This is a genomic window from Psychrosphaera sp. (genome assembly GCF_982872775.1).
The window spans coordinates 1-22,958 of sequence record NZ_CEYNSH010000011.1 but is presented as its reverse complement, the minus strand read 5'-3'; the positions used below and the strand labels follow the sequence as shown (position 1 = coordinate 22,958).

Below are 22,958 nucleotides of genomic sequence, written 5' to 3'. Positions count from 1 at the left end.
CTGGCAAATAGAAATTCATTCAATACAATTCTAACAACTTGTTTTCACTGTATTAGATTAGCTTAGTGGGGGCCCTCTGAATAAACAGTAGAGCTGTGATGGAAGTTAGGCTTGAGGTACTGAGAATATGCGCCACCATAATACTTCTCTGTCTTTTTCACTTTATTGAGAATCAAACCGCCCACCTTGATGTTAGCTTGGGCAATCTCTTCTAAAGCATTCGCGAGTTCGCCTTTACTGGTCTTTTCTACATCGACAACTAAATAAATACTGTCGACGTGTTTTGAAATAACAAATGCATCACTAACCGACATTATTGGCGGACATTCGACGACAACTCGGCTGTAGTTATTTTTAAGTGTTTCAATGATCTTCTTGAGGCGTGGTTGCGACAAGAACAAGAGTGGATTTTTAGATTGGAAGCCCGCCGTTAATACATGGAACTTATTTTCTTTGCTCTTAAAAATAGTCTCACTGAGTTTGTTTTGTCTCGAAATTAAATTAGTTAAACCAGGAATGTTTTTATTAATTTCCAACGCATCGCCAATGGAAGGGAAACGCAAGTCGGCATCCACCAAAATAGTTTTTTCTAGTTCACCAAAACTTCGGGCTATTTGAATGGATAAACTCGACTTACCATCATTTGGACTAATTGAAGTAACCGCTATCACTTTTTGTCGGCTGAGCTTAGGATCTAATAAAATATTTGTGCGGGCTGAGCGAATAGCCTCTAAAAAGTTCATGTGTTTTTTACTATCGACCGACGTAAGAGGCTTCTTTTTGCCCCTTCGGATTTTTATTTTTGGCACAACGCCAACAATTTTAGTTCCGTATATTTTAGCCACTTTTCTAAATTGAATGACCTTACTTGCCAACAGCGCTTCGATGAGAATGATCAGTGCCGCAAGTAAACCACTGCCCATCATGGCTAAACCGTATATTAGTATTTCTTTTTTGCTATTAGGCGATGAAGGCACTTCGGCTTTTTCAAGTACTAAAATATTTGAGGCATTGGCCAAGTCCCTCATCATTTCAGACTCTTTTAGGCGCTTCATTAAGTTTTCGTATAGTTCTAAATTCGCTTCAAACTCACGTCGCAACTTTTGATACTCGAATTCGATTACCCCTAAGTCTTGAAGTCGTTTATTCGCATCAGCCATGCCTTTTGTAATAGCCGTCAAATTAGACTTTTCCAATTGCATTTTTTTATCAACTAGCTTGAGGTGACTTTCAAGTTCATTGGTCACTTCTGAACGCGAATCTTCAAAAAGTAATTGAGCTTTTTTATAGGCCGGGTGCTTGTAGCCATAACGCAATTTAATTTGATTGAAGGCTTCGACACTGGCTTGCAGTTTGTTTTTACTGCGACTTAGAGCCTGTGAGGCTGCCACGTCTGGGATACTGAAAAGCTCTTCGGGCGAAGATTTATATTTTATGATTTGTGCTTTAAGAACTTTTTGCTGCTCAACTAAACGCTCTTTGTCGTACTTTTCTTTAGTTAACTTTGCCAGTTTGGCTTCTTCCACGGCGATCGCACTTTTTATATCCAAAAAACCATGTTCATTTTGGTGTGCGGTAATTTTTCTTTCTGCATCAACTAAGTTAGCTTTAACGCCTGATAGTTTTGATTCGAGAAAAGCAGCCTTGTCTTTATTTTTGTGCTCCATCAATTCTTCTTTAAAATTGATAAAGGTATTGGCGATTTCATTTGCCACCGTTGCAGAATGACTCGCTGAGTGCGACTCATAGCTGACTTTCACCAAATTAGTTCCGGCTTTTTTCACAACCTTGATATGTTTGGTCAACTTATCGATAGCAAATGAGCGGTTTTTTACCAGTAATTGTTCGGAGTGAATATATGGCTCGTACCCCGACTGTAATTGGTAATGAACATTGTGAATAAGGTTTAGGTTATCAACGATCTGGCCAGCAAACCGGCGGCTTTTTAAAAGTTCTAGTTCGGTCTCAGTGTTTTCAACTGACGTTAATCCACCACTTAGAATATTCTGTAATGTGTCGTTACTATTTTTGGTTTCCTTGATCATAATCATGGTCGAAGCCGTGTAACGATCAGGGACCTTCAGTAGATAATTGTATGTTAATGCAATTGATAGCAATACAAACAGCGCAATAAACCACTTTCGGCCCCAAATAATAGAGGCCATTTCGCCAATGTCGATGGCGTCATCGTGATGAATAATGTGCCTGTTATGATCTTCCATAATCAAAAAAAGCTCTTTTCTATTTTAATAACATCACCTGGCATGACGATGGTCGATTTGTTCGCCGTAAAAGACTTTTGCGGGTAACCACGCCACACTATCCAGTTTGACTTTGAGGCCCTATCCTTTAGACCTCCTGATAACGCAATTGCTTGCTCAATGGTGAGTTCGGCTTGGTATTTGTAACTACCAGGACTTTTGACTTCACCGTGAATAAAAAACGGTCGGTACTGTCGTACAGTTAAAGTGACGTATGGGTTGACCAAATAACCGTCTTTATACAGCGTCTCTACTTTTTGTTTGGCTTCATCAGAGTTCAAGCCTTCCAGATTAACTTGACCAATAAGCGGTAAATTAATGTTACCTGCTTGGCTAATTTTGGCTTTTACGTTGAGCTCGGGTTCTTGAAAGACAAAAATTTCTATTTCATCGCCTGGCCCTAGTTGATACTCAGGGCTGGTTGCCAAAGCACTTGAGGTAAAGACAAAGCAAAGGCTTACCAAAGCTAATACAGCACCGAGAATTAAGGAGCTTGGTAATTTTACACCGTTATTCGATAGCAATTTCATTACAGTAACTCCCAAAAAACACTCAAACCAACATTATTGCCCGAATGATTAAACGCTTGTTTGTCACCCTCGTAATCTTGAATTAAAACAAAACCCGATACTGATAAATAATCATTAAATCGCCAATTTACAGAGTTGAGTAGGTCTAGACTCTGTGCAGAAGTACCGTTTGAAAACTCTAATTTAGATGCCGTCAACTGACTGTTCCAACGCCAGTTTTCACTTAACTGCCAAGTCATCAGTGCGCTAAAATCAGATAGGGTCGCATCGGTAAACTCTGGATCAGGAGAACCAGTTAACTCTCGTTTTGTCGATAATTCAAAATTACTGTTATCCGTCAGATCAATTTGGTTATTGATTTGCCATGAAAGGACATCAGCACCGTCATCGTTATCAAAAGCCTTGCGGTTACTAACACCAATTAATACTTCCAGTGCACTGTTACCAAAGTAGTTAGTATAAAAACCCAATAATGCCCCGGTAATTTGCGGAGTTGATTGAGATGCGGCAAAAACAATCTCATTGTCGGTATGATTAACGCTAGCTACAAAGCTCGTGTCTTCTGAAACTCTATTAGTAAATTTGCCTGATATGCTCGCTCGCTTATCATTTCTAAAGAGTGATGTTGAATTCAATTCGTACTGCGCCTCATCTGAATATGAAACACCGATTCGCAAACTTCTGAGCTTTTCGACTGAACCCAATTGCCAGGACAGCGCTGCATTTGATTTTTCAATTTCCATCAACGGTGAGGAAGAGTTCTGGAATCGTGCGTCTTTAATTCCAAGTACATCGGCGGTTTTTGACTTAGCTAAAGAAAAATCAACGTTAGAAATGTCAGATAAGAACAGTCTTGATTCAAGACTGCCGCCAAAACTAGTAAACGACTCTCTATCTGAATCAAAGTCAGTATTAAAAATTTGATGTTTGAGGTCGATATTTGCTCGTAAGCCCATCCCTTCAAACAATTGAACCGTATCTAAATGAGACCCTAAAACAGTGCTTTTTATGGATGATTGGTAGAAATCTGTGGAATTTTGAGCGAGAGAAGCCTCAACAGAAAATTCCTGTTGTTGCCAGTCAGTAGCATAGGTAAAACTACTAATAAGATAGAGCACTAATAGAAAGGATCGCACAGCTTTTTTAATTCTTATTTTTCCAACGTCCTTGTTCGATCACATGTTAATCGAAAAGATGGTTAAATTTAACTAAATTTACGCCATTTTCCTACAACTAATTGTCATTTTTATGTAACTTTTTGGTACAGTTTCGTACAAAAATTAACGTCAATGTCTGTATTCTCAAAAAACATTTTGATTTTGTAACGAAAATCGCGTTTTCCTGATAGACTAATGGGTCTTTTTTCAGCACACAATTTAAGACTTAACAAGAGTAACTTTCATCAATATGGACTCTAATCAGCCATCATCAGCACACGGGTTTTCTGCGCTAGATTCGAACACGACTCTCAATGGAGGCTATGTAATTGATAGCCTACAAGGTCAAGGGCGGTTTGGTTTGGTGTATTTGGCCAAACGACTTAGTGATGACTTATCTGTAGCCATAAAAGAAATTTCCATTGATTTTATAAATGAAAAATCGAGTATTGATGAAATCAGTGTGGCATTGGAAAAAGCGAAAACACTCAAGCATCGCTCAATCATCAAAACTATTGATTTTTTCATTTTAAATGAGCGGTTATATGTCGTGATGGAGTGGATCGACGGTGACAGCCTCGAAAATGCCATTCGTTATCAAGCTTTGTCATCTGCGAAAAAACATTGGTTTGTCCAACAACTTATCGATGCTATTGGTTACGCCTCAGAACAAGGCGTATTTCATGGCGCGGTGTCGCTTGAAAATGTGATGATTGATAAGTTTGGTCGAGCCGTCATTGCCGACTTTGGTCTCAACGCGTTGGAGCCTAACGAAGTAACGCCGAATAACATTTCTGGGTTAGTTTATTTTCCACCAGAAAAAATAAAACAGCGCCTGTCGTGCCAAGATCACGATTGGTACTCGCTGGGCGTAGTCATCTATGCACTGTTTAATAATCGAATGCCATTCAAACTCTCATCATTAAATGGCCTTTATGAGAGTAAGCTGCAATTGCGCTTAGTTAAAAAGTACAATAAAGCCGTCCACTTGACGCCTTTAATTAAAGGGTTACTCAACGCCAATTACAAACAAAGATTAAAGTCGAAAGATGCAGTTCAAGAAGTCTTCGATAAAGCATTAGGCTCAAGTTTGGAGATCATCAAGGCGCATGCTCAACGCACCTTGATTGTCACAATATCCCTAGTTATCGCTGTTGCGATATCAAGCCAATTTATTTAGGTATTGTAGTTAGTTAACAGCTCTTCAATACCTTAGTGCGATAAAATCAATCTTACCCCAATTACAATACTTGTGACGCTAAAATACCAAAGGCAATTAGTGGTAAATTAAAGTGCATAAATGTTGGCACGACTGTGTCCCAAATATGATCGTGTTGACCGTCGACATTTAAGCCAGAAGTTGGCCCAAGAGTAGAATCAGACGCAGGTGAACCTGCATCCCCCAATGCCGCTGCCGTTCCCACAAGTGCAGCGGTTGCCAAAGGCGAGAAACCAAACCCCAACGCGAGTGGCACATAAATTGAGGCAATGATTGGAATCGTTGAGAAAGACGAGCCAATTCCCATCGTGATCAGCAATCCTGTCGTTAACATTAATGCCGCAGCCAAGATTTTGTTTTCACCTATTACACCAACTGTCGAATTCACCAAGCCCTCAATAGCATTGGTTGCTTTGAGTACTTCTGCAAAACCGGCCGCTGAAATCATAATAAAACCAAAGACACCCATTATGACTACGCCTCTAGAAAATACATCTTGGCTTTCTTTCGCTTTAATGACTCCGCTAGCAACAAAAACAATTAAACCGATAAGTGAACCAACTATGACGGAGTTTGTGTAAAGCTGAGTCGCCAGAGCGGCAACCACTGCCACGGCCGCAACCCAAAGATGAAATGCATTGACATGAATCGCTTCTGACTCCGCTTCCAAGATTTTTTGTAAAGAATAGTCTCGGCCTTTTCGATACGTGACAAACAAGGCAAAAAGAAGACCTAAGAACATCCCAAATACCGGAATTGCCATAACGAGTGGCAGAGAAGAAACCGTCACATCTAATCCGTTATCCACTAGGTTTTGATGCAAAATTGTATTCAAAAATATCTTGCCAAAGCCAACCGGCAGTAACATGTAGGTCGCCGTTAATCCAAAGGTAATTAAACAGGCGACAGCTCGGCGATCTAAGCGCAACGACGCCATAACATGTAATAAAGGTGGAATTAGAATAGGAATAAAAGCTATGTGAACGGGTACGACATTTTGTGAAGCGACGGCTGCGAGTAGCATTGTACTGAGTAAAATTGCTTTTACCCAGATTAATTGGAGTCGAGAGCCTCCTCTCGCTAGCGATTCGTCTTCATTAGCGACATTATTCAAGCCGTCTTGAACCTGAGTGATTTTAGCAATTACCTTTTTAGCTAAAACGTCAGTGATACCAGATTTAGAAATTGTGACTGCAAATGCACCTAACATAGCGTAGTTAAGTGCAATTTCTGCACCGCCACCTAAACCGCTGGTAAATACCTCAACTGACTCTTGCACTGATAATCCACCCATCAAACCACCAGCTAACGCACTGATAATTAATGCAATAACTATATTCACTCTGACTAGGCTCAATACCACCATCAACAAAACAGCAAAAACAACGGCGTTCATTTCTATCCCCAATTATAAAATTAGTTAAATTATCCAGAATCATTACTGGTAAAACCAGAAGTTTTTCTAATGACTTTCAGCAAGTTAACTAAGTATTTGTATAGCAATGAAAAACTGACGCCCCAAAAAGCGATCTATTATCCTACCCTTTTCGTAGAACACTTTTACGGATAGTTGGGCTGTATATCCTGTTGTCTAACCAAAAAGGAAACACGCTATGATTAAACGAATACTGTTATTAGCGTCACTGATTATGCTCACTGCCTGCGGCAGTAGTAGCGATGACGATGACACAACCCCTCCCCCACAAGTTACTTTCCAAGCTTCCGAATCCTTTGATGTCATGATAAATGGCAAACAAGAAGTTCCAATGAGTGGCTCCGAACAAATGGCCACAGCGACGGTAGAGGTCGACGAAACCCTTATGCAAATTCGTGCAACACTTGATGTAAGTGAAGTCGAAGGTTTTACCGCAGCTCATATTCATCAAGGTCCAATTGGCAAAAATGGTGACGTCGCATTTGCCTTTACGGAAGCATCTGATGGTTCGTATGAAATTGTAGAAACCGATGTTACCGATGCACAAATAGCCGATTTATTCGCCGGCCAATGGTACATCAACGTTCATACTGAAGCGTTTGAAGCTGGCGAACTTCGCGGTCAAATCGTAAACGACAATACCAGCATCATCACGTTCAAGCTATCAGGTTCTCAAGAAGTACCAGCGGTTAGTACAGATGCCATGGGATATGGCTATGCAACTTACAACAGCGCTTCAAGTGAATTAGTGTTGCGCGCAGTCACCATGAATGTCGAGAATGCTACGGCAGCTCACATTCACACGGGGCGTATCGGAACGAACGGCGACGTTTTTGTTGGCCTAGTTCAAGACACCGAAGACATGAATACTTGGATGACGCCAGAAGATACAATGGTTGATAGCGAAACGCTTGAAGTTCTGCTGTCGGGTGGCCATTACGTCAACGTCCACACACCTGATGTTGAAAGCGGTGAGCTTCGAGGTCAAATATTGACTGATAACTACGTTTTAGCCACCTTTAAGTTACAGGGTGAGCAAGAAGTTCCAGCTGTCACAACATCAGCGATGGGTGATGGGTATGCATTAATTAACACTGATGATTACAGTGTCGAAATGAAAGTTGTTACTTCTGGTGTTGAAGACGCCACAGCTGCGCACATTCACACTGGCGACATTGGCATGAACGGTGACGTATTAGTTGCGCTAGAGCAGTCAACAATGGACGAAAATGTTTGGATGACTCCTGCCGATACAGCAATTGATGCAGATATCTTCGCTGTACTTGCAGGTGGTGGTCACTACGTCAACGTTCATACACCGGAATTTGAGTCTGGTGAATTAAGAGGGCAGATTGTTACAGATAACTATGTTGTAGCAACCTTTGATTTATCAGGTGATCAAGAAGTTCCTGCGGTTACAACGGCAGCTTCAGGTGATGGTTATGCATTAGTTAATATGAATGACTATTCTGTTGACCTGAAAGTACTAACAGAAGGAGTCGCTGATGCCACGATGGCACACATCCACACCGGTCGAATCGGATTTAACGGCGATGTGTTAGTCGCGCTTGAGCAATCAACTGATAACGAAAACATGTGGATGACACCAAGTGACTTAATGATTGATGCTGAAACATTCTCGGTGCTAGCGTCAGGCGGCCATTATGTAAATGTTCACACTCCAGCTGTTGAAAGCGGTGAGTTGAGAGGCCAAATCTTAACAGATGGTAACGTTCTTGTGACGTTCGATTTAGATGGTGAACAAGAAGTGCCTGCAGTCGTAACGACAGGCATGGGCGATGGTTATGCCATTGTTAATACCATGGACTACTCAGTTGAAATGACCGTTGTCACGAAAAACGTTGAAACAGCGACTGCAGCACACATCCACACAGGGCGTATCGGTGAGAATGGCGATGTTTTAGCTGGCCTTGTTCAAAATGAAACTGACGTCAATGTATGGCAAAGCCCTGCTGACCTGATGATTGATGCTGAAACATTTGCAGTCTTAGCGTCTGGTGGTCATTACGTGAATGTTCATACACCAGCGGTTGAAAGCGGAGAAATTCGCGGTCAAATCCTTACCGACAATTACGTGTTAGTGACCTTTAATTTAAGTGGTGACCAAGAAGTGCCAGCTGTCGTTACTTCGGCAGATGGTGATGGTTATGCACTTGTTAACACAGACGACTATGCCGTAGAAATGAAGGTACATACTCGTGGAGTTAGTGATGCGACAGCAGCACATATTCATACAGGTATGGCTGGAGAAAACGGCCCTGTCCTTGCCGCATTAGTTCAATCAACAGCTGATGTCGACCTATGGATGAGTCCAACGGACTTAATGATAGATGCTGATATCTTTGCTGTACTTGCAGCGGGCGGACATTATGTAAATGTTCACACGCCAGCGTTTGCAAGCGGAGAAATTCGAGGTCAAATCGAATAACTGAGTTAAATGGCCGAGTTAACTGGCTGAGTTAAGTAGCTAGGCTAAATGACAGAGCTAAGCTAGATCAGGTTATATCTGAGTTAACTTTCAGTCCAACAAGCTTCTCAAGTAAATGCTAATAAAAAGGCTCCATCAGGAGCCTTTTTCTTGCCTAAAAATTGAATCGAGTCAGTCGCTACTTGAGCATTGTTAACATTTAGGTTGTTAACCCTTCATCTGCTCAAGTTCAACGCCTTTGGTCTCATGAACAAACTTAATTACAAACCAAACTGATATCGCTGCACAGACGGCATAGAAGCCATACGCACCAGCTAAACCGATTGTCGTTAACATGATTGGGAATAACATAGTAATCGCAAAGTTTGCACTCCATTGAGCCAAGCCACTGACAGCCAAACCTGAGCCGCGAATTTGATTAGGGAACATTTCGCCTAACATCACCCACATCACAGGCCCCCATGACATATTAAAGAAGAACACATATGCATTTGCCGCAATTAAAGCCAATAACCCCATAGAGTCAGACAATTCTAAATTGCCATTACTGTCAATTTCACCTGAAGTAAATGCGACAACCATCAACAATAAGTTAATAGCCATACCTGCTGAACCCAAAACCAAAAATGGCTTTCTACCCACTTTATCAATAAGGAAAATAGTAATTAAACATGCCGCAATGCTTAGGCCAGCACTTAGAATGTTGATTAATAAAGCATCTGCTTCTGAGAAGCCTACGGCTTGCCATAAAACCGCGCCGTAATAAAACACCACGTTAATACCAACTAACTGCTGAAATACCGCCAGGCCAATACCAACCCAAACAATAGGACGTACTTTATTTGCTGACTTATCAATCAGGTCTTTTAAACTAGGTTTGTGATCTGTCGCCAAAGAATCTACAATTGCTTTTCTTTTAGTTATTGCGATTTCGGTGCCATAAAGCTTGTCGAGCACTTCATCTGCTTTTTCAAACTTTTCTTTGATTACCAAAAATCGAGGGCTTTCTGGGATAAAAAACAAAGCAATAAAAAACACAGTGGCAGGAATGAGTTCTACCCAGAACATCCAGCGCCATGCTTCCATTCCTGCCCACAATGGTTCGATAGAACTCCCGGCTGAAATAGCCAACAAATAATTACTGATAAAAGCCGCAAACAACCCCAGAATAATAGCTACTTGCTGTGCGGTTGCTAATGCACCGCGATAACGTGCAGGAGCTACTTCACTGATGTAAGCGGGTGCCATCACCGATGCTGCACCAACCGCCAAACCACCAATGACTCTGAATATAATAAAAGACATTGAGCTTTCAGCGGCACCAGAGCCCCACGCTGAGACGATAAAACAAACCGCAGCAGTCATTAACAACGTTCGACGTCCATAAGCATCAGCCAAGCGTCCAGCAAAAAAGGCACCAACCGCACAACCTAACAACATTGACGCGACATTAAAGCCTGTACCAATGTCATCAGCGTTAAAGGCCAACTTTAAGCCATCGACCGTGCCGTTTATTACGCCACTATCAAAGCCAAATAAAAAACCACCAATCGTCGCCACGATACTAATTAATATGATAAACCCTAAGTTTTCAGAGGTTTGAGCCTCTAGCTCAGGCCCTTCTGCCGTCGCCGATAATTCTGACATGTTTGTTCCTTTTTAAATTTTTGTTTTTATTATATTTATTATTCGAGCTCGTTGATTTAGTGTGTCGATACTCTTGGATACGACTTTTTACGCAGCAAAACAAGCTGATGGTTAATTCGGGTAGCCTCAATATTAAAGTTATTGTTTAGTACTTGAACCAAACCGTCGACATCACCTGTTTTGAATCGACCTGCAATTTTTATATCTTTTAGAGAGCGCTCTGCAAATTTAAATTTAACCTTGGTATAACGACTCACTTCACCCATCGCTTGTTCGAGTGTTTCACCTTTGAAAATCAAATTTCCGGTTCGCCAAGACAGGTCTTTTTTAATGTCCACCAGACCTAATATTTCAACTTTAGGTCTTGGCTGTGTTTGGCTTAGTGAGACTTTCTGGCCTTTTTCTACCGCCGTATCCTGAACATTAAATGTACTCAGTGTTTGCGCTTTTTTATTGTTATCAGAAATATCGACAACTGCTACCTTGCCATCTGTAACTATCAGTTCGACCTCGCCCTTATCAACCTGAACATTAAACGCCGTGCCAAGTGCCTGAAATACTTTGTCATTCACGACGACGTTCAACGGTCGGTTTACATCGTGTGCAACATCGATGTACAACTCACCTTTTTTCAGCTCTAACAAGCGATAAGAATCCGTGAAAGTCACATTCAGGACACTGTCCGTGTTTAAAGATGCTTTTGAATTGTCTTCTAGCACTATCGTACTGCTCTCACCCACTTCCGTTTGATAGGTAAGCACAGTCTCGTTTGGCGACAGCCAGTCGAGTTGGTTTTGACCAAACCAACCAACGACCATCAACAATAGCGCCGATGCCGCCGTTGCTAAATAACCTACGCGTTGCGGTGGTCGTTTCTGTGATTGTTTGGCAGCACGATGCGCATTCGGTTTTTGGGTAGGAAATAAATCGGCCAATAAGTTTAAGGCGTCCATATTATCCCATAGTGAAGCCATCGTAGAAAATACACTGACATGTTGTGGGTCGGCGGCTAACCACTCACTGAATTCACGTTGCTCTGCTTCAGTTAATTCGCGGTCGATTTTGGCTATCCATAAGCTCGCTTGATCATAAATGGCCTCTTCTTGCCGCTGGTGCTCATCCGCTATCGAATACACATTACTTTTGTTTGTCATTTTATCTCACTCCCCGAGCTCTCGAATGCTCATTGGGGTGCTCTTGGTTTTTGTTCATCATAAACTTAGTACAGCGTTTTATGCCTAATGCAATGTGCTTTTCCACTGTACTTTCACTCAAATCGAGCTGCTGACATATTTCTTTCTGTGAATAACCGTAAACCTTTTTGAGTACAAATACCTTACGACATTGTACTGGTAATAACCTAACGGCTTCACAAAACTGACCAAACTCTTCATCGCTAGCGACTTTTTGAAACGTCGCATCCCAATCCCAGTCAGAGCCAAACAGTTCATGCTCTTCTGTGGCCGAGTCTACTAATTTTGACTCAGCGCGTTTGACGTGATCTAACGCCAAGTTACGGGCTGTTTTATACAAAAACGACCTCGGTTGTTTGATCTTGTCTTTGTTTTCAACTTGACAGATCCGCACGTAAGTCTCTTGCACTATATCTTCAATTTCCTTTGGAGGAACGATGCGTGAAACTATACGCGTAATACTATTCAGTGCAGATACATACACTTTATGTAACGCGTCATCTTTTTTCATATTTTAATTATTATTTTTTTATTTTATGCACCGAAAATCGCTATGTTTCCAGTGTCATTTTTTATAAGTTGATATTTGTCATAGATTAAGACGACTAGCGAACACTTTTCCGCTATAAAAATTTACACTTTGTTGCTCTGTTTTTTTAACTATCTGCTTTTGTTACCCTTTCTTACCTATTTTGTTACTCAAAAGAGAGCTTGCGCCCTTCATCACTGCTTTGTTGTGCTAATGATAAGACACGCATTACATCGACAATTTCTCGAGGTGGCACAGGGACAGGCGTATCATTAGAAATGGCTGATGCTAACTCACGGTAAAACGCGGCGTAATCGCCCACTGAGGTTGTTACCGGCTCTGGTGTTAAGTCATTGACCTGGCAGGTTAATACGCCGTAATCAGACTCGTTTTCACGACCAAACTGAGGACCGTTGACTTCGACTCCATCCTTGAGCTGTTGTTCTTGTGGATCAAGACCATACTTTATATAAGCGCCTGATTCGCCTTGCAATTGAAAACGAATGTTACGACCAGCTTGAAAAGGGCTTGAGCACAAAATAACTTGTTTATCGTCGTAGCCTAAAGTGACGTGAAAGTAATCACAGACTTGAGAACCAGCTCTTGTCGCTAGACACTGACCAACCACCGCTTTCGGCAAACCAAACAGCTGCAGAGCCTGATCCACTAAATGCGGACCTAAGTCATACCAAATTCCTGTGCCTTCACCAGGTTGTTCTCGCCAGCGGTTTCTCACTTCTGGTCTGAAGCGATCAAAATGCGATTCAAATACCTTAACCTTTCCGACTTTATTTTCATCGATAAGTGATTTAATCGTGAGGAAATCGCCATCCCAGCGACGGTTGTGAAATACAGTGAGTTTTAACTTCTTGCGCTCGGCCAACTCGATGAGGGCCATTGCCTCTTCTGTTGTGGTGGTCATCGGTTTTTCTATAACAACGTGTTTGTTGTTCTCGAGTGCCAATTTGGCCAATGAAAAGTGAACATCATTTGGCGCTGTGATAACAACAAGATCTACGCTCGACTCGACGATCAATTGTTCTGCATTAGCAAAAACCTCGACGTCAGATAAAACTTCGAAGACCTTTTTTTCATTGCTCGAACTGACCGCAGTTATCGCTAAGTCTTGATTTGCCAATATAAGTGGTAAATGAAAGGTTTGAGCTGCGAAGCCAAACCCGATTAAGCCAATATTTATCATCCAGTGATCCTATTGATTAATGGAAATGAAACTACTTATGGTGAAACGACCTGAATTCGGTGCCTCACTCAGTCCTAATGCAGGGTTAATATCACCCGAGTGCAAAAGATTACTCGGATACAAAACTGCTTTATTAAATTTAGCGCTAATACTATGTATCGACTCAAACAGGCGGTGTTCAACTTGATTGTCAGCTCGGATGTACTTAGGGTTTAGGTGTAGCTGTTCAGCCATTGCCTCTTTCTTTAACGTTTGTCCGTACAAAGATAAACGACTTTCAGATATGCGTTCAAACCCAGTAGATTTGTGTCGATAGAATGACGTTCCGCCGTGTTCTTCACTACATAAATAATGCACCACTGCCCATTGATTCTGTTGAGTGCTGTCAAAGTGCGGCAGCATTTGAATCGGTTTTAAATCTTGCTCGGCAACATTATTAATAGAGAGTGCTGATAGAGTAACATTTATATCAGGAACAGGAGATTTTGTACCTTGCAATTCCTGTTGCCCACCTAATCCTGCAAAAAATTCTTCATCATCGAACTGTTGAAATACTTGGCCTACGATTTCGGCTAATCGATTTTTGTAGGAATTGGGTGCTGACGCTCTTATCCCGGGGTAAAAGTCGTTTGGGTTAGCGACAAATCGCTGTTCTAACGCATATTCAATAAGCTCACTGGCGTCAGGCATAAAGTCTTGAAAAACAATTAAAGGTGTTTGTTCGTTACCGATCCGCAGCAAAGAAACATTGTCAGTCAAAGACACTTTTTTAGTCTTAACAATCGCGTGAGCACCCGCCGCATTCTCCAACACTTTATCCATAGTTGAGCCCCATTTATGTTTTCAAGTATTGCTCGGGTTTAGGAACTCGGCGCTGACGCCAAACGCTTATTCTTCAAATCCACCAAACGGTATATTTGCCCTAGTGAAGTTGAAAGCGTGTGAATAGCTTCTAAAAAGCCACTTGAATGAAGCGACCATACCGACTCTTGACTCAAGCTCATTAGCTTATTCTTATTTATGGTATACAAGCCCTTAACACTATGAGTAGAGCTATCTTCAAAAGTAATTTCAAGACTCAACGTTTGTAACAGGTCTAGCTCTAATAACTGCTTAATAAATGCGTCCGTTTCCTTTTCACCTTGAAGTAATTGGGCCAGGCTTGCTTTAGACTGATGAAAAAACTCAGTCTCTTGGCCATCTTCAGTAAATAGTCGTTTTTGTTGAGTGACTTGACCTGACTCTGAGCCTTCCTCTACAACAGCAGGACTATCAGTGTTCATACATACCACCGATTTTACCTCACCTGCTTCTTCAACAGCACCAAGAAAAAACGGTTGGCGTTGTATTTGAAGTGGCAAGTACAAGCCAGTCCATTGCTCCTGTACTTTATCCCAGAACAAGTTTTCACCTTGATTGAAACCTAACATTGCAACGGGGACAAATTGGCCAGTTTCTTCATTTTTAGTGATGACAATTGGGTAATGACAAGCCAAGCTGGCAAACTCACCAACCACTGTCGGCACCAAATTTAGATTACTACCGTGTTGCTCAATTTTATTTGTGTCGATGACCGTTTCTTTGTGAAGAGCTTGATCAATGGCTACCATATTATTCATTTTATTATCCTTAAATCGCACTAAAACCGTACGTTCTGATCTTATTGATCAAATCACGGTTAGTCGGCAACTGCTGTGTCGCCTGTTGAATCATCTTTTGGTTCAGTTCAAATTGTTGCTGTGCGAATACTTCGCTGCTTTTTATTTGATGGCTTTGGGTAAAGTCAGTCCTAAATCCCATGCCGTACAAGACATATTGGTAACTGGCCGCGGGAAACACTTCATTGTTGCTGGTAAAGTCTATGTCTGCGGGCGCTCTGTGCTGCCAAAGTGACATTAGCTCAGTTAAACTTTCAGGAATACTTGTAGGGTCACAATTATCTCGCCAAAATGGCTCGGTCCGTTTGGTTAAGATGTAATGTAATTTTAAAAAGTCGATGATCCTATCCCAACGGTAGCTAAATGTGTCGTTGAAACGTTTAGCGACAATATCCATCGTGCTGCGCGTTGCTGGTAATTGTTCTGTGATCATTTGTGCTGACAGTTCGACAAGGACTAATGCCGATGCTTCTAATGGCTCTAAAAATCCAGCTGACAGTCCAACTGCAACACAGTTTTTGTGCCAAAACACTTTGCGATGACCACTTTTAATCGGAATATGACGAACACTTAAATCGTTAATTTGTGGTCCAACATAACGAGCCAAATCATCTTCTGCTTGTTGTTTAGTCGTGTGACGCTCTGAATACACGTGGCCTACACCTCGACGATGTTGTAAGCCAATATCCCAAATCCAACCAGCGCGCTGTCCCGTTGAAATAGTATGAGAGGCTATTGGGGCGTTGTCATCTTGATAAGGGACTTGAACCGCCAGCGCATTATCAATAAACAAAATATCCGAACAGTCTTTAAATTCGATTTGATAATGTTTGTCGATAAGCTTGGAATGAAAGCCCGAACAATCAACAAACAAATCGGCAGCGATGCGCTCGCCACTGTCACTGACTAAAGCGGCGATATCACCGTTGCCCTTTGATTCTATGTGTTCAATATTAGCGAGTTTGTGAATGACACCTAACTTTTCGGTGCAATGGTTTTGCAGGAATACCGTGAACTTTCCCGCATCGAGGTGATAAGCGTAGTTTGCAACATGACCGTACTCTGAGGTTCTGATGTGTTTGGGTGCTAAGTCTTGTTCACAAATTGCCTCTTGAAAACACACTGCATTTGAAAATGACTTCCCCTTTGGAGATTGGTGCCAGTGAGAGCAAAGCTCACCTTTGGTAAATCCTTGCGGTAACATGAGTGGGTGATAATAAAAATCATTCTCTTCACCGGTTACCCACTTGGCAAATTTTGCGCCTTGTTTAAAGCTCGCGTCACATTCTCTAATAAAATCAGTTTCGCTAATGCCCATTTTTAATAGCGTATTACGCATGGTTGGCCACGTCCCCTCACCGACACCTATGGGTGCGATATTTGGCGCTTCAACCAAAATAACTTTTACGCTATGTGGGTCGCTTTGATTAACATGTTGAGCTGCAATCGTCCCGGCTGTTATCCAGCCTGCACTACCGCCACCGAGAATAACGATGGTTTTGACGGAGTTGTCTGCAGCCCCCGACGTATTGTTTGTATTAAGATCTGAGAAGGTGTCAGAAGACTTCATAATTTGACTACTCATTATTTAATAAATGCAATTTTCATTGCTGACTTCCTTGTTTCCAATAAGTGTTGGCGTACTCTGCCCAACCACAAAACACGCCAACACTATTGAAAATAAAGTGACGGTGAAAGATCAAAAACACCGTCACTTATTAAGTCTGACTTATTCAGTCAGATACAGAGCTTACCAGCTCCCTCTTACACCAAATGCCAAACGACGGCCACTGTCTTCGATAAGCAATAAGTGATTATCAAAGCGACCGCGCTTGTGCACGTATTCTTCCGTCAAGTTAATGCCTTCAAAGAATACCGATAAGTTCTCGTCAATATCGTAGCTACCGCTGACATCCCACTGAGCATAATCTTCAACAATCGTTGGGCCATTACCTGCGCCTTGCGTTAAAGATTGAACAAACTCATCACGCCAGTTCCAAGCGACACGCACTTGCAGTGGCCCTTCTTCATAGAATGCCACTAAATTAAGTGAGTCACTCAGACCTGTTAGTGCAAAGGTTTGACTAATGTCATAAGGGTCCAGATCGGCATTACTGTCTGTGAATGTTGCGTTAGCAATCACACCAAAACCGTTCTCAAGCGTATGTTGAGCGGCGAGTTCCCAACCCGTTACTTTGGCAGACTCACCATTGTTTGGCAGTGTGTTTGTAAAGGTAGCAACGGCATCGTCGCTATCTGGCGCACTTGTATCTGAGCCTGTCGACGGGTCAGTCAATAATGAACCATCCGATAACTCAAAGGTTTTTGATTCTTGAGAGTTGATAATGAAGTTGTCGACGTCTTTACTAAAATAACCCGCAGACACATAACTTGCGTGGTCGTAATACCACTCAACAGACAAGTCAAAGTTAGTTGATTCAAACGGATCTAGTGCTGGGTTACCACTGGTCGAGGTCAAATCACCCCCCTGACGTGTTGTAGTAATAACGGTCACCGGTGACATACTATCAAGCGTAGGACGAGTCATGGTTTGAGAGAAACCCAAACGCGCAACAACATCGTCGTTCACATCAAGTTTTAAATTTAGATTTGGTAAGACTTTTGAGTAGTCTGCTTTAGCACTGACAGGCTGTGCCGCACCAAAACTTGCTAACATCTCGGTTTCATCAAGAATAACGAGACCAGTTACGGCCGAGTCAGTACCCATGACTTCTGTGTCAGTACTTTCATATCTAAGACCAGCAGTGGCTGATAACAACATGTCATTTAACTCGTGCTCAAATTCACCTTCTACGTACAAAGACAAGGTATCTTCAGTCACTTCAAATGACTTATCTCTGCGCTTGGCGTCAAAGTCAGCTCCGCTTTGTTGCTCTAGGAATGCAAAGTGCGCTTCACCATCATGCGCTAACCAGCGAGTGGGCATCAATCCAGAACCACTCACTGAGCTTAAGAAGCTGCTACCCGCATCAAAAATGTATTGAGACGAAGCAGGTATAACTGGAACATCTGGGTAACCACAATAAGTACAGTGGATACCAACGCCTTCGTTATCCCAGCGCTCAAGTAATTTTGACTCTTGCGACAACATGGCACCAAATGAAATTGCGACTAGTGAAGAGTTACCATCGTTACTCCAGACACCGTCAAATCTCGCTTGGTCTACTGTGTTTTCAACGGCCCAACCACGACGTAACATAACGTGTGCGCGTGAATTGTCGGTACTAAGATGATTATCAACACCAGCTGGAGTCACTGATGGATCGTAAGCGACACCATCAATTTCTTGCTGACCTGAATAAATATTTGGATTTGCTGAAGCGAACATACTTGCCAATGGCAGAATGTCGTCAGTCACTTGGAATCGAACTCGGTTAGCGTAACCAATTAAAGACAACTGGTTGCCACGACCATTGTTCGCATCGCGTTCTGCTGTCGATGAGCTCAAATCAAATTGCAGGTTTAGGCTTTCAGATACATCCCAATCAACATTGATACCGACAGAAGTTGATTCAGTTAAACGGTCAAACTTCTTAGCGTGCATGTCTGTTGCCAAACCCACTTCTTGGTACAGGTCGATAACGGTGCCGTTTTCATCGACAATCGGGTTAACCGAGTTACCAGCATCGTCTCTGCCTTCAATATTTGGTGCAGTAAACCAGTGACCGTATGAAGTCGCGTTCGTTTCCACATCAAAGTCTGAATAAAGTACATCAGCAGTGATGGTCACATCATCTGACGGTGCATATTGTAAGACTAAATTACTGTTTGTACGGGTTCGTTCTTCAAAAGTAACTTTGTGATCGTAGTTACGCGGTGAGAAAACATTGCCAGTATATGGCGTACCGCTCGTAGTTACAGGGTTTGGTACACCAACGTTTTCTAGCCAACCGTCCATCTGAGCTTGATTAAGTCTGGTGTCACGCGATGAGTGCGAAAGTGCAAACAAAGCACCAAATTTGTTGTTATCCCAAGTGTTGCTGATCAAACCAGAAACTTGAGGAGTCGTCTCTTCGCTGTTTTCGTCGTAAACCGCTTTAATTGAACCGGCGGCTTTAAATCCTCGAATCGCAAACGGTCTTGCGGTATTAATGTCAATGGTAGAGCCAATACCACCTGATTGCTTTGTCGCAGTTGAGGTTTTGTGAACGTCTAAACTACTGACGAGCTCAGCCGCGATAGTGTCAAAACTAAATGCACGGCTTTGGTTCTCTGATGCGATTTGTCGACCATTGACCAATACCGTATTGAACTGTGGACCAAAACCACGAACCGTAATCAATTGTCCTTCACCACCTGATCGGTCAATGGAAACACCTGAGATTCGTTGTAATGATTCGGCTAGGTTTGTATCTGGAAACTTACCGATGTCCTCTGCTGAAATTGAGTCAACAACGCCACCTGAGTCGCGTTTTACGTCCATTGCACGGGCCAAACTACCACGAAGGCCCGTTACTTTAATTGTTTCAATCTCTTTTTGAGCCGCGGCCTGTTCTTCTGCTGCAGCCTGAGTACCTACTGTTGATGCTAAAATAGCTATGACGGCGCTTGAAACTGTGTTTTTCTTAAACATCTTATCTGCCTTTTCAAAGTCCTTATTTTTTATAGAAAGCAGATTTCCGTCACCAACCTTAACTTCTAAAGCGGTCCCTTCGAGTAATTTAGCGATCGCTTCTGTTACCGTGTACTGTCCTTTTAAGGGATTTGTCGTAATGTCCTGTACATCATCGAAAGAGAATAACAACGTCAAATCGGCTTGTTCAGCAAACTCGGTGAGCGAAATATCTGCTCGTTGCTGAGGAATATTGAACGCAATTATTTCATTACTTTGTGCAGCCACTTCAAATGAGCACATTGCCATCGGCAACAAGGTCACCACGGCAGTAGTTTGAAATAACGAGGGTCCATTATCCTCATAGGCAATTTTTTTACTTGCCATCAACAAGGACGAATGAAGAATTTTTTTCCGCCAGTGCATAAGTAAACTTTTATTTTCGTTGTTATTAGTTGCGAGTCTCTTTACTGTCGCTAATTCTCGTAAAGATGTAATAAAAATACATTCGTATGTAAGAAGAAACTAAAATACACCCTATCAAATGAACTACAACTATGCCATTACAAAGTCACTACCGAGGTACAGGGTTGTAAACTTGGTTACGTAAGCTTCTGATTTTAGATAAGTAAATATTATTAGTCGTGAACAAAATGGCTTGTTATTTGATTTAGCCAGCCTGACGCGATGCTTGGCTTGTATACCAACTCTATTTGTTCGGTACAAACAAAATCACAATTAGTCACAGTGACAACCTGCAGATTATGTTGCTCTGCGACAAAGTCAGGTACATATGCCAAAGCCAATCCAGCCTTGACGAGACTCATCATCGAGCCAAAGTCGTTGCTCCGAAAACCGATGGACCTTGGTACCTTGTCATCGCGCCACCCATCAGAGCCAATGCCGCGTTTGATACCACAAAAAGGTGAGACACTCGGACAAGCAAACGCATATGGTTGCAACTCATCAACCGTGACGGTCAAATGTGGAAAAGCACTAACAATCGGGTGCGACTCTGAAGCAACGACCTTAAAACTGGTCTCACCGATTGGCAGACGACCAAAATCACTACTGTGCTGATTCTGCAAAATCGCAACAGATGTCACTAGCGCCAAGTGTGCTTGCCCTGTACTTACCTGATTAATTGCCCTGCCTTCCCACGCTACATCCATGTTAAACTCAAGCTCCATTGTTGCTGGAGTTGCACTTTTCATTGTGTTTACCAACATGGGTAGATAGTGTGCCATCAACACTGAAGGGCCAGCTAACTTTACCAATGTCGTATTTGTTGCACCGCTGAACTCACTGACGGCTTGTTCTGCTTCATGGACAAGGTTGACAGCATATTGCCTAAACTTTTCACCTTGTTGGTTGAGAATAATGTTTCGCCCAGACCGGTCGAACAACTCAGTATTCAATTTGAGCTCGAGCCTTTTGATGACTTTAGATAAAGCACCTGGCGTTTGATTTAATTGACTCGCGGCATGTTGCAAATTATTACAATGTGCAACGACCAAAAACTTGCTTAAATCATCAATATCCATTTTTCCTACCCATAGTTCTTAGCCAAAGTACTGATTAGATTTGCTCATTGTTAAGCCCTGAAACTTATTACCAAATGCAACATTTTTATTCATTTGTGTAAATTTTAAACACGCAATAAAAAAGGGATACCTCGATAATGCTCTTGGCTTAACAAATGTCCACGCTTGTTGATTATACCAACCAATTCCAAAACAGAAACAGTTAGTGACCATTTGTTGCTTATTTGTTAACACCCAATTCTACATAATAACCTCGTATTCATCTGCGAGGTTAACTATGAAGTCTTTAAATGCGTCAACAACTTTTACTCATCAACAGTGGATTTACGCTAAGCGCCCAGAAGGACGTGTTGGTGAAGAACACTACGAATTACGAACATTTGAAGTGACGCCTGTCCTTGCGGCTAACGAAGTTTTTATCGAATCAAAATACATCTCTGTTGATCCCTATATGCGAATTCAGCAATCGGCAAAACCGAGTTGGGAACGCCCTCACCCACTAAATACTGTGCAAGGTGCGGCAGTGGTTGCACAAGTTATTTTATCTAATCACCCTAAGTTTTCTAAAGGAGATTGGGTCGTGGGCTACACAGGCTGGCAAAGTCACGCCCAAGTTCACGGCAGTGAGATTCAAAAACTAGACCCGACAAAAGCGGATGTTCGTACCGCTCTGGGTGTTCTAGGAATGCCAGGTCGCACTGCTTGGTTTGGCTTAACCGAAGCAGGCAAACCTAAAGCTGGAGAAACTGTCGTGGTCTCTGGTGCGGCCGGAGCCGTTGGTTCACTGGTCACACAATTTGCCATCAAACAAGGTTGTCGTGTCATCGCGATTGCGGGCTCCGAAGAAAAGTGCCAATGGTTAGAAAAGCTCGGAGCGAATCACACCTTAAACTATAAAGACTTTGATGATGCGGCTCAGTTGCACCAGACGTTAATAGACCTAGGTGGGGTTGATGTCTACTTTGACAACGTCGGTGGCATGATCACAGATGCCGTCATGAATAGCTTGAATTTGCGTGCGCGTGTGGTGATTTGTGGCCAAATATCTCAATACGACGGCGGCTTAGATAATCCAGAAATGGGACCTCGTTTTTTACACCAAATGCTCTACAAGCGTGCCACTATCCAAGGCATTTTAGCCCGCGATTTTACTCACCGTATGGCTGAAATGGTTGACCACGTCGCTCCGTGGGTTGCCAACAATGAAATCGAATTTAAGACGACTGAATACCAAGGTTTCGAGTCTCTGCCAAACACTTTGGCCGGACTGTTCGATGGTAACAATACGGGCAAAGCGATCGTGAAGATTGCTTAGACGGAGTTCGCCCAAATGAGACATCAAATTAATGATCTTAAAGCGGCACTGTGCCGCTCTTTGCATAATGTATTGCGTTGTACCGTCAGTAATATCGTCATCTATCGAGACGCGATCATCGGCAGTGGTATCATTCTCGTAGCCATTGTTGCGTTGGTATCGGCCGGTGATGTAATCGCAGAAACAGTTCCAAATTCGACATCGGATATAAATTCAAAATCGATATCGAAAACAAGCTCTGAATCAA

At 42.3% G+C, this 22,958-nt stretch carries 17 protein-coding genes; 4 read left to right on the top strand and 13 right to left on the bottom strand.

The genetic code is table 11. From position 1 onward, the window contains the following. Window positions 1-62: 62 nt before the first annotated feature. From AC4E96_RS04985 to AC4E96_RS04975, 3 genes are read right to left on the bottom strand one after another with little or no spacing between them, the layout of a single operon-like run. Window positions 63-2,222: a GumC family protein gene (locus tag AC4E96_RS04985; protein ID WP_488032382.1), complete on the bottom strand. Its 2,160-nt coding sequence runs from the start codon at window positions 2,220-2,222 to the stop codon at window positions 63-65. A gap of 2 nt (window positions 2,223-2,224) precedes the next feature. Then, window positions 2,225-2,791: a polysaccharide biosynthesis/export family protein gene (locus AC4E96_RS04980; protein ID WP_490255067.1), complete on the bottom strand. Its 567-nt coding sequence runs from the start codon at window positions 2,789-2,791 to the stop codon at window positions 2,225-2,227. Next, on the bottom strand, window positions 2,791-3,927 hold the full coding sequence (locus tag AC4E96_RS04975; protein ID WP_488032384.1) for a hypothetical protein: 1,137 nt from the start codon (window positions 3,925-3,927) through the stop codon (window positions 2,791-2,793). Before AC4E96_RS04975 ends, AC4E96_RS04980 begins: the two co-directional genes overlap by 1 nt. Before the next feature lie 271 nt (window positions 3,928-4,198). On the opposite strand from AC4E96_RS04975, the gene AC4E96_RS04970 reads away from it, so the two are divergent. Then, window positions 4,199-5,128 (top strand): serine/threonine protein kinase, encoded by a 930-nt coding sequence (locus AC4E96_RS04970; protein ID WP_490255066.1) that lies wholly within the window; start codon window positions 4,199-4,201, stop codon window positions 5,126-5,128. A gap of 61 nt (window positions 5,129-5,189) precedes the next feature. On the opposite strand, the gene AC4E96_RS04965 is transcribed toward AC4E96_RS04970, so the two are convergent. After that, entirely contained in the window at window positions 5,190-6,563 is a 1,374-nt protein-coding gene (locus tag AC4E96_RS04965) for a Na+/H+ antiporter family protein (RefSeq protein WP_490255065.1), read from the bottom strand. Between the two features lie 217 nt (window positions 6,564-6,780). Between AC4E96_RS04965 and AC4E96_RS04960 the strand changes: the two genes are divergently transcribed. Further along, window positions 6,781-9,051, top strand: a complete 2,271-nt coding sequence (locus tag AC4E96_RS04960; protein ID WP_488032387.1) for a CHRD domain-containing protein — start codon at window positions 6,781-6,783, stop codon at window positions 9,049-9,051. A 207-nt stretch (window positions 9,052-9,258) separates the two neighbouring features. On the opposite strand, the gene AC4E96_RS04955 is transcribed toward AC4E96_RS04960, so the two are convergent. The 9 genes from AC4E96_RS04955 to AC4E96_RS04915 form a co-directional block, all read right to left on the bottom strand. Then, a complete protein-coding gene (locus tag AC4E96_RS04955) occupies window positions 9,259-10,698 on the bottom strand; it encodes a sugar porter family MFS transporter (RefSeq protein ID WP_488032388.1) in 1,440 nt (479 codons plus the stop codon). A gap of 56 nt (window positions 10,699-10,754) precedes the next feature. Further along, complete coding sequence (locus tag AC4E96_RS04950; protein ID WP_490255064.1) at window positions 10,755-11,852, bottom strand: FecR family protein; 1,098 nt, start codon at window positions 11,850-11,852, stop codon at window positions 10,755-10,757. A 1-nt stretch (window position 11,853) separates the two neighbouring features. Continuing rightward, window positions 11,854-12,402, bottom strand: a complete 549-nt coding sequence (locus tag AC4E96_RS04945) for an RNA polymerase sigma factor (RefSeq protein ID WP_490255063.1) — start codon at window positions 12,400-12,402, stop codon at window positions 11,854-11,856. A 184-nt stretch (window positions 12,403-12,586) separates the two neighbouring features. Beyond that, on the bottom strand, window positions 12,587-13,621 hold the full coding sequence (locus tag AC4E96_RS04940) for an oxidoreductase (protein ID WP_490255062.1): 1,035 nt from the start codon (window positions 13,619-13,621) through the stop codon (window positions 12,587-12,589). Between the two features lie 9 nt (window positions 13,622-13,630). Then, entirely contained in the window at window positions 13,631-14,443 is an 813-nt protein-coding gene (locus tag AC4E96_RS04935; protein ID WP_490255061.1) for a DUF6445 family protein, read from the bottom strand. 38 nt (window positions 14,444-14,481) lie between these two features. Next, window positions 14,482-15,240, bottom strand: a complete 759-nt coding sequence (locus AC4E96_RS04930; protein WP_490255060.1) for a SapC family protein — start codon at window positions 15,238-15,240, stop codon at window positions 14,482-14,484. Window positions 15,241-15,250: 10 nt separating this feature from the next. Next, on the bottom strand, window positions 15,251-16,849 hold the full coding sequence (locus AC4E96_RS04925) for a tryptophan halogenase family protein (protein ID WP_490255059.1): 1,599 nt from the start codon (window positions 16,847-16,849) through the stop codon (window positions 15,251-15,253). 180 nt (window positions 16,850-17,029) lie between these two features. Then, on the bottom strand, window positions 17,030-19,873 hold the full coding sequence (locus tag AC4E96_RS04920) for a TonB-dependent receptor (protein WP_490255101.1): 2,844 nt from the start codon (window positions 19,871-19,873) through the stop codon (window positions 17,030-17,032). Between the two features lie 617 nt (window positions 19,874-20,490). After that, window positions 20,491-21,396, bottom strand: a complete 906-nt coding sequence (locus tag AC4E96_RS04915; RefSeq protein ID WP_488032396.1) for a LysR family transcriptional regulator — start codon at window positions 21,394-21,396, stop codon at window positions 20,491-20,493. 277 nt (window positions 21,397-21,673) lie between these two features. Between AC4E96_RS04915 and AC4E96_RS04910 the strand changes: the two genes are divergently transcribed. Together AC4E96_RS04910 and AC4E96_RS04905 are read left to right on the top strand one after the other, a co-directional pair. After that, complete coding sequence (locus AC4E96_RS04910) at window positions 21,674-22,711, top strand: NADP-dependent oxidoreductase (protein WP_490255058.1); 1,038 nt, start codon at window positions 21,674-21,676, stop codon at window positions 22,709-22,711. 15 nt (window positions 22,712-22,726) lie between these two features. Further along, window positions 22,727-22,958 (top strand): hypothetical protein (locus AC4E96_RS04905; protein ID WP_490255057.1); only part of this gene is annotated, 232 nt, incomplete at its 3' end.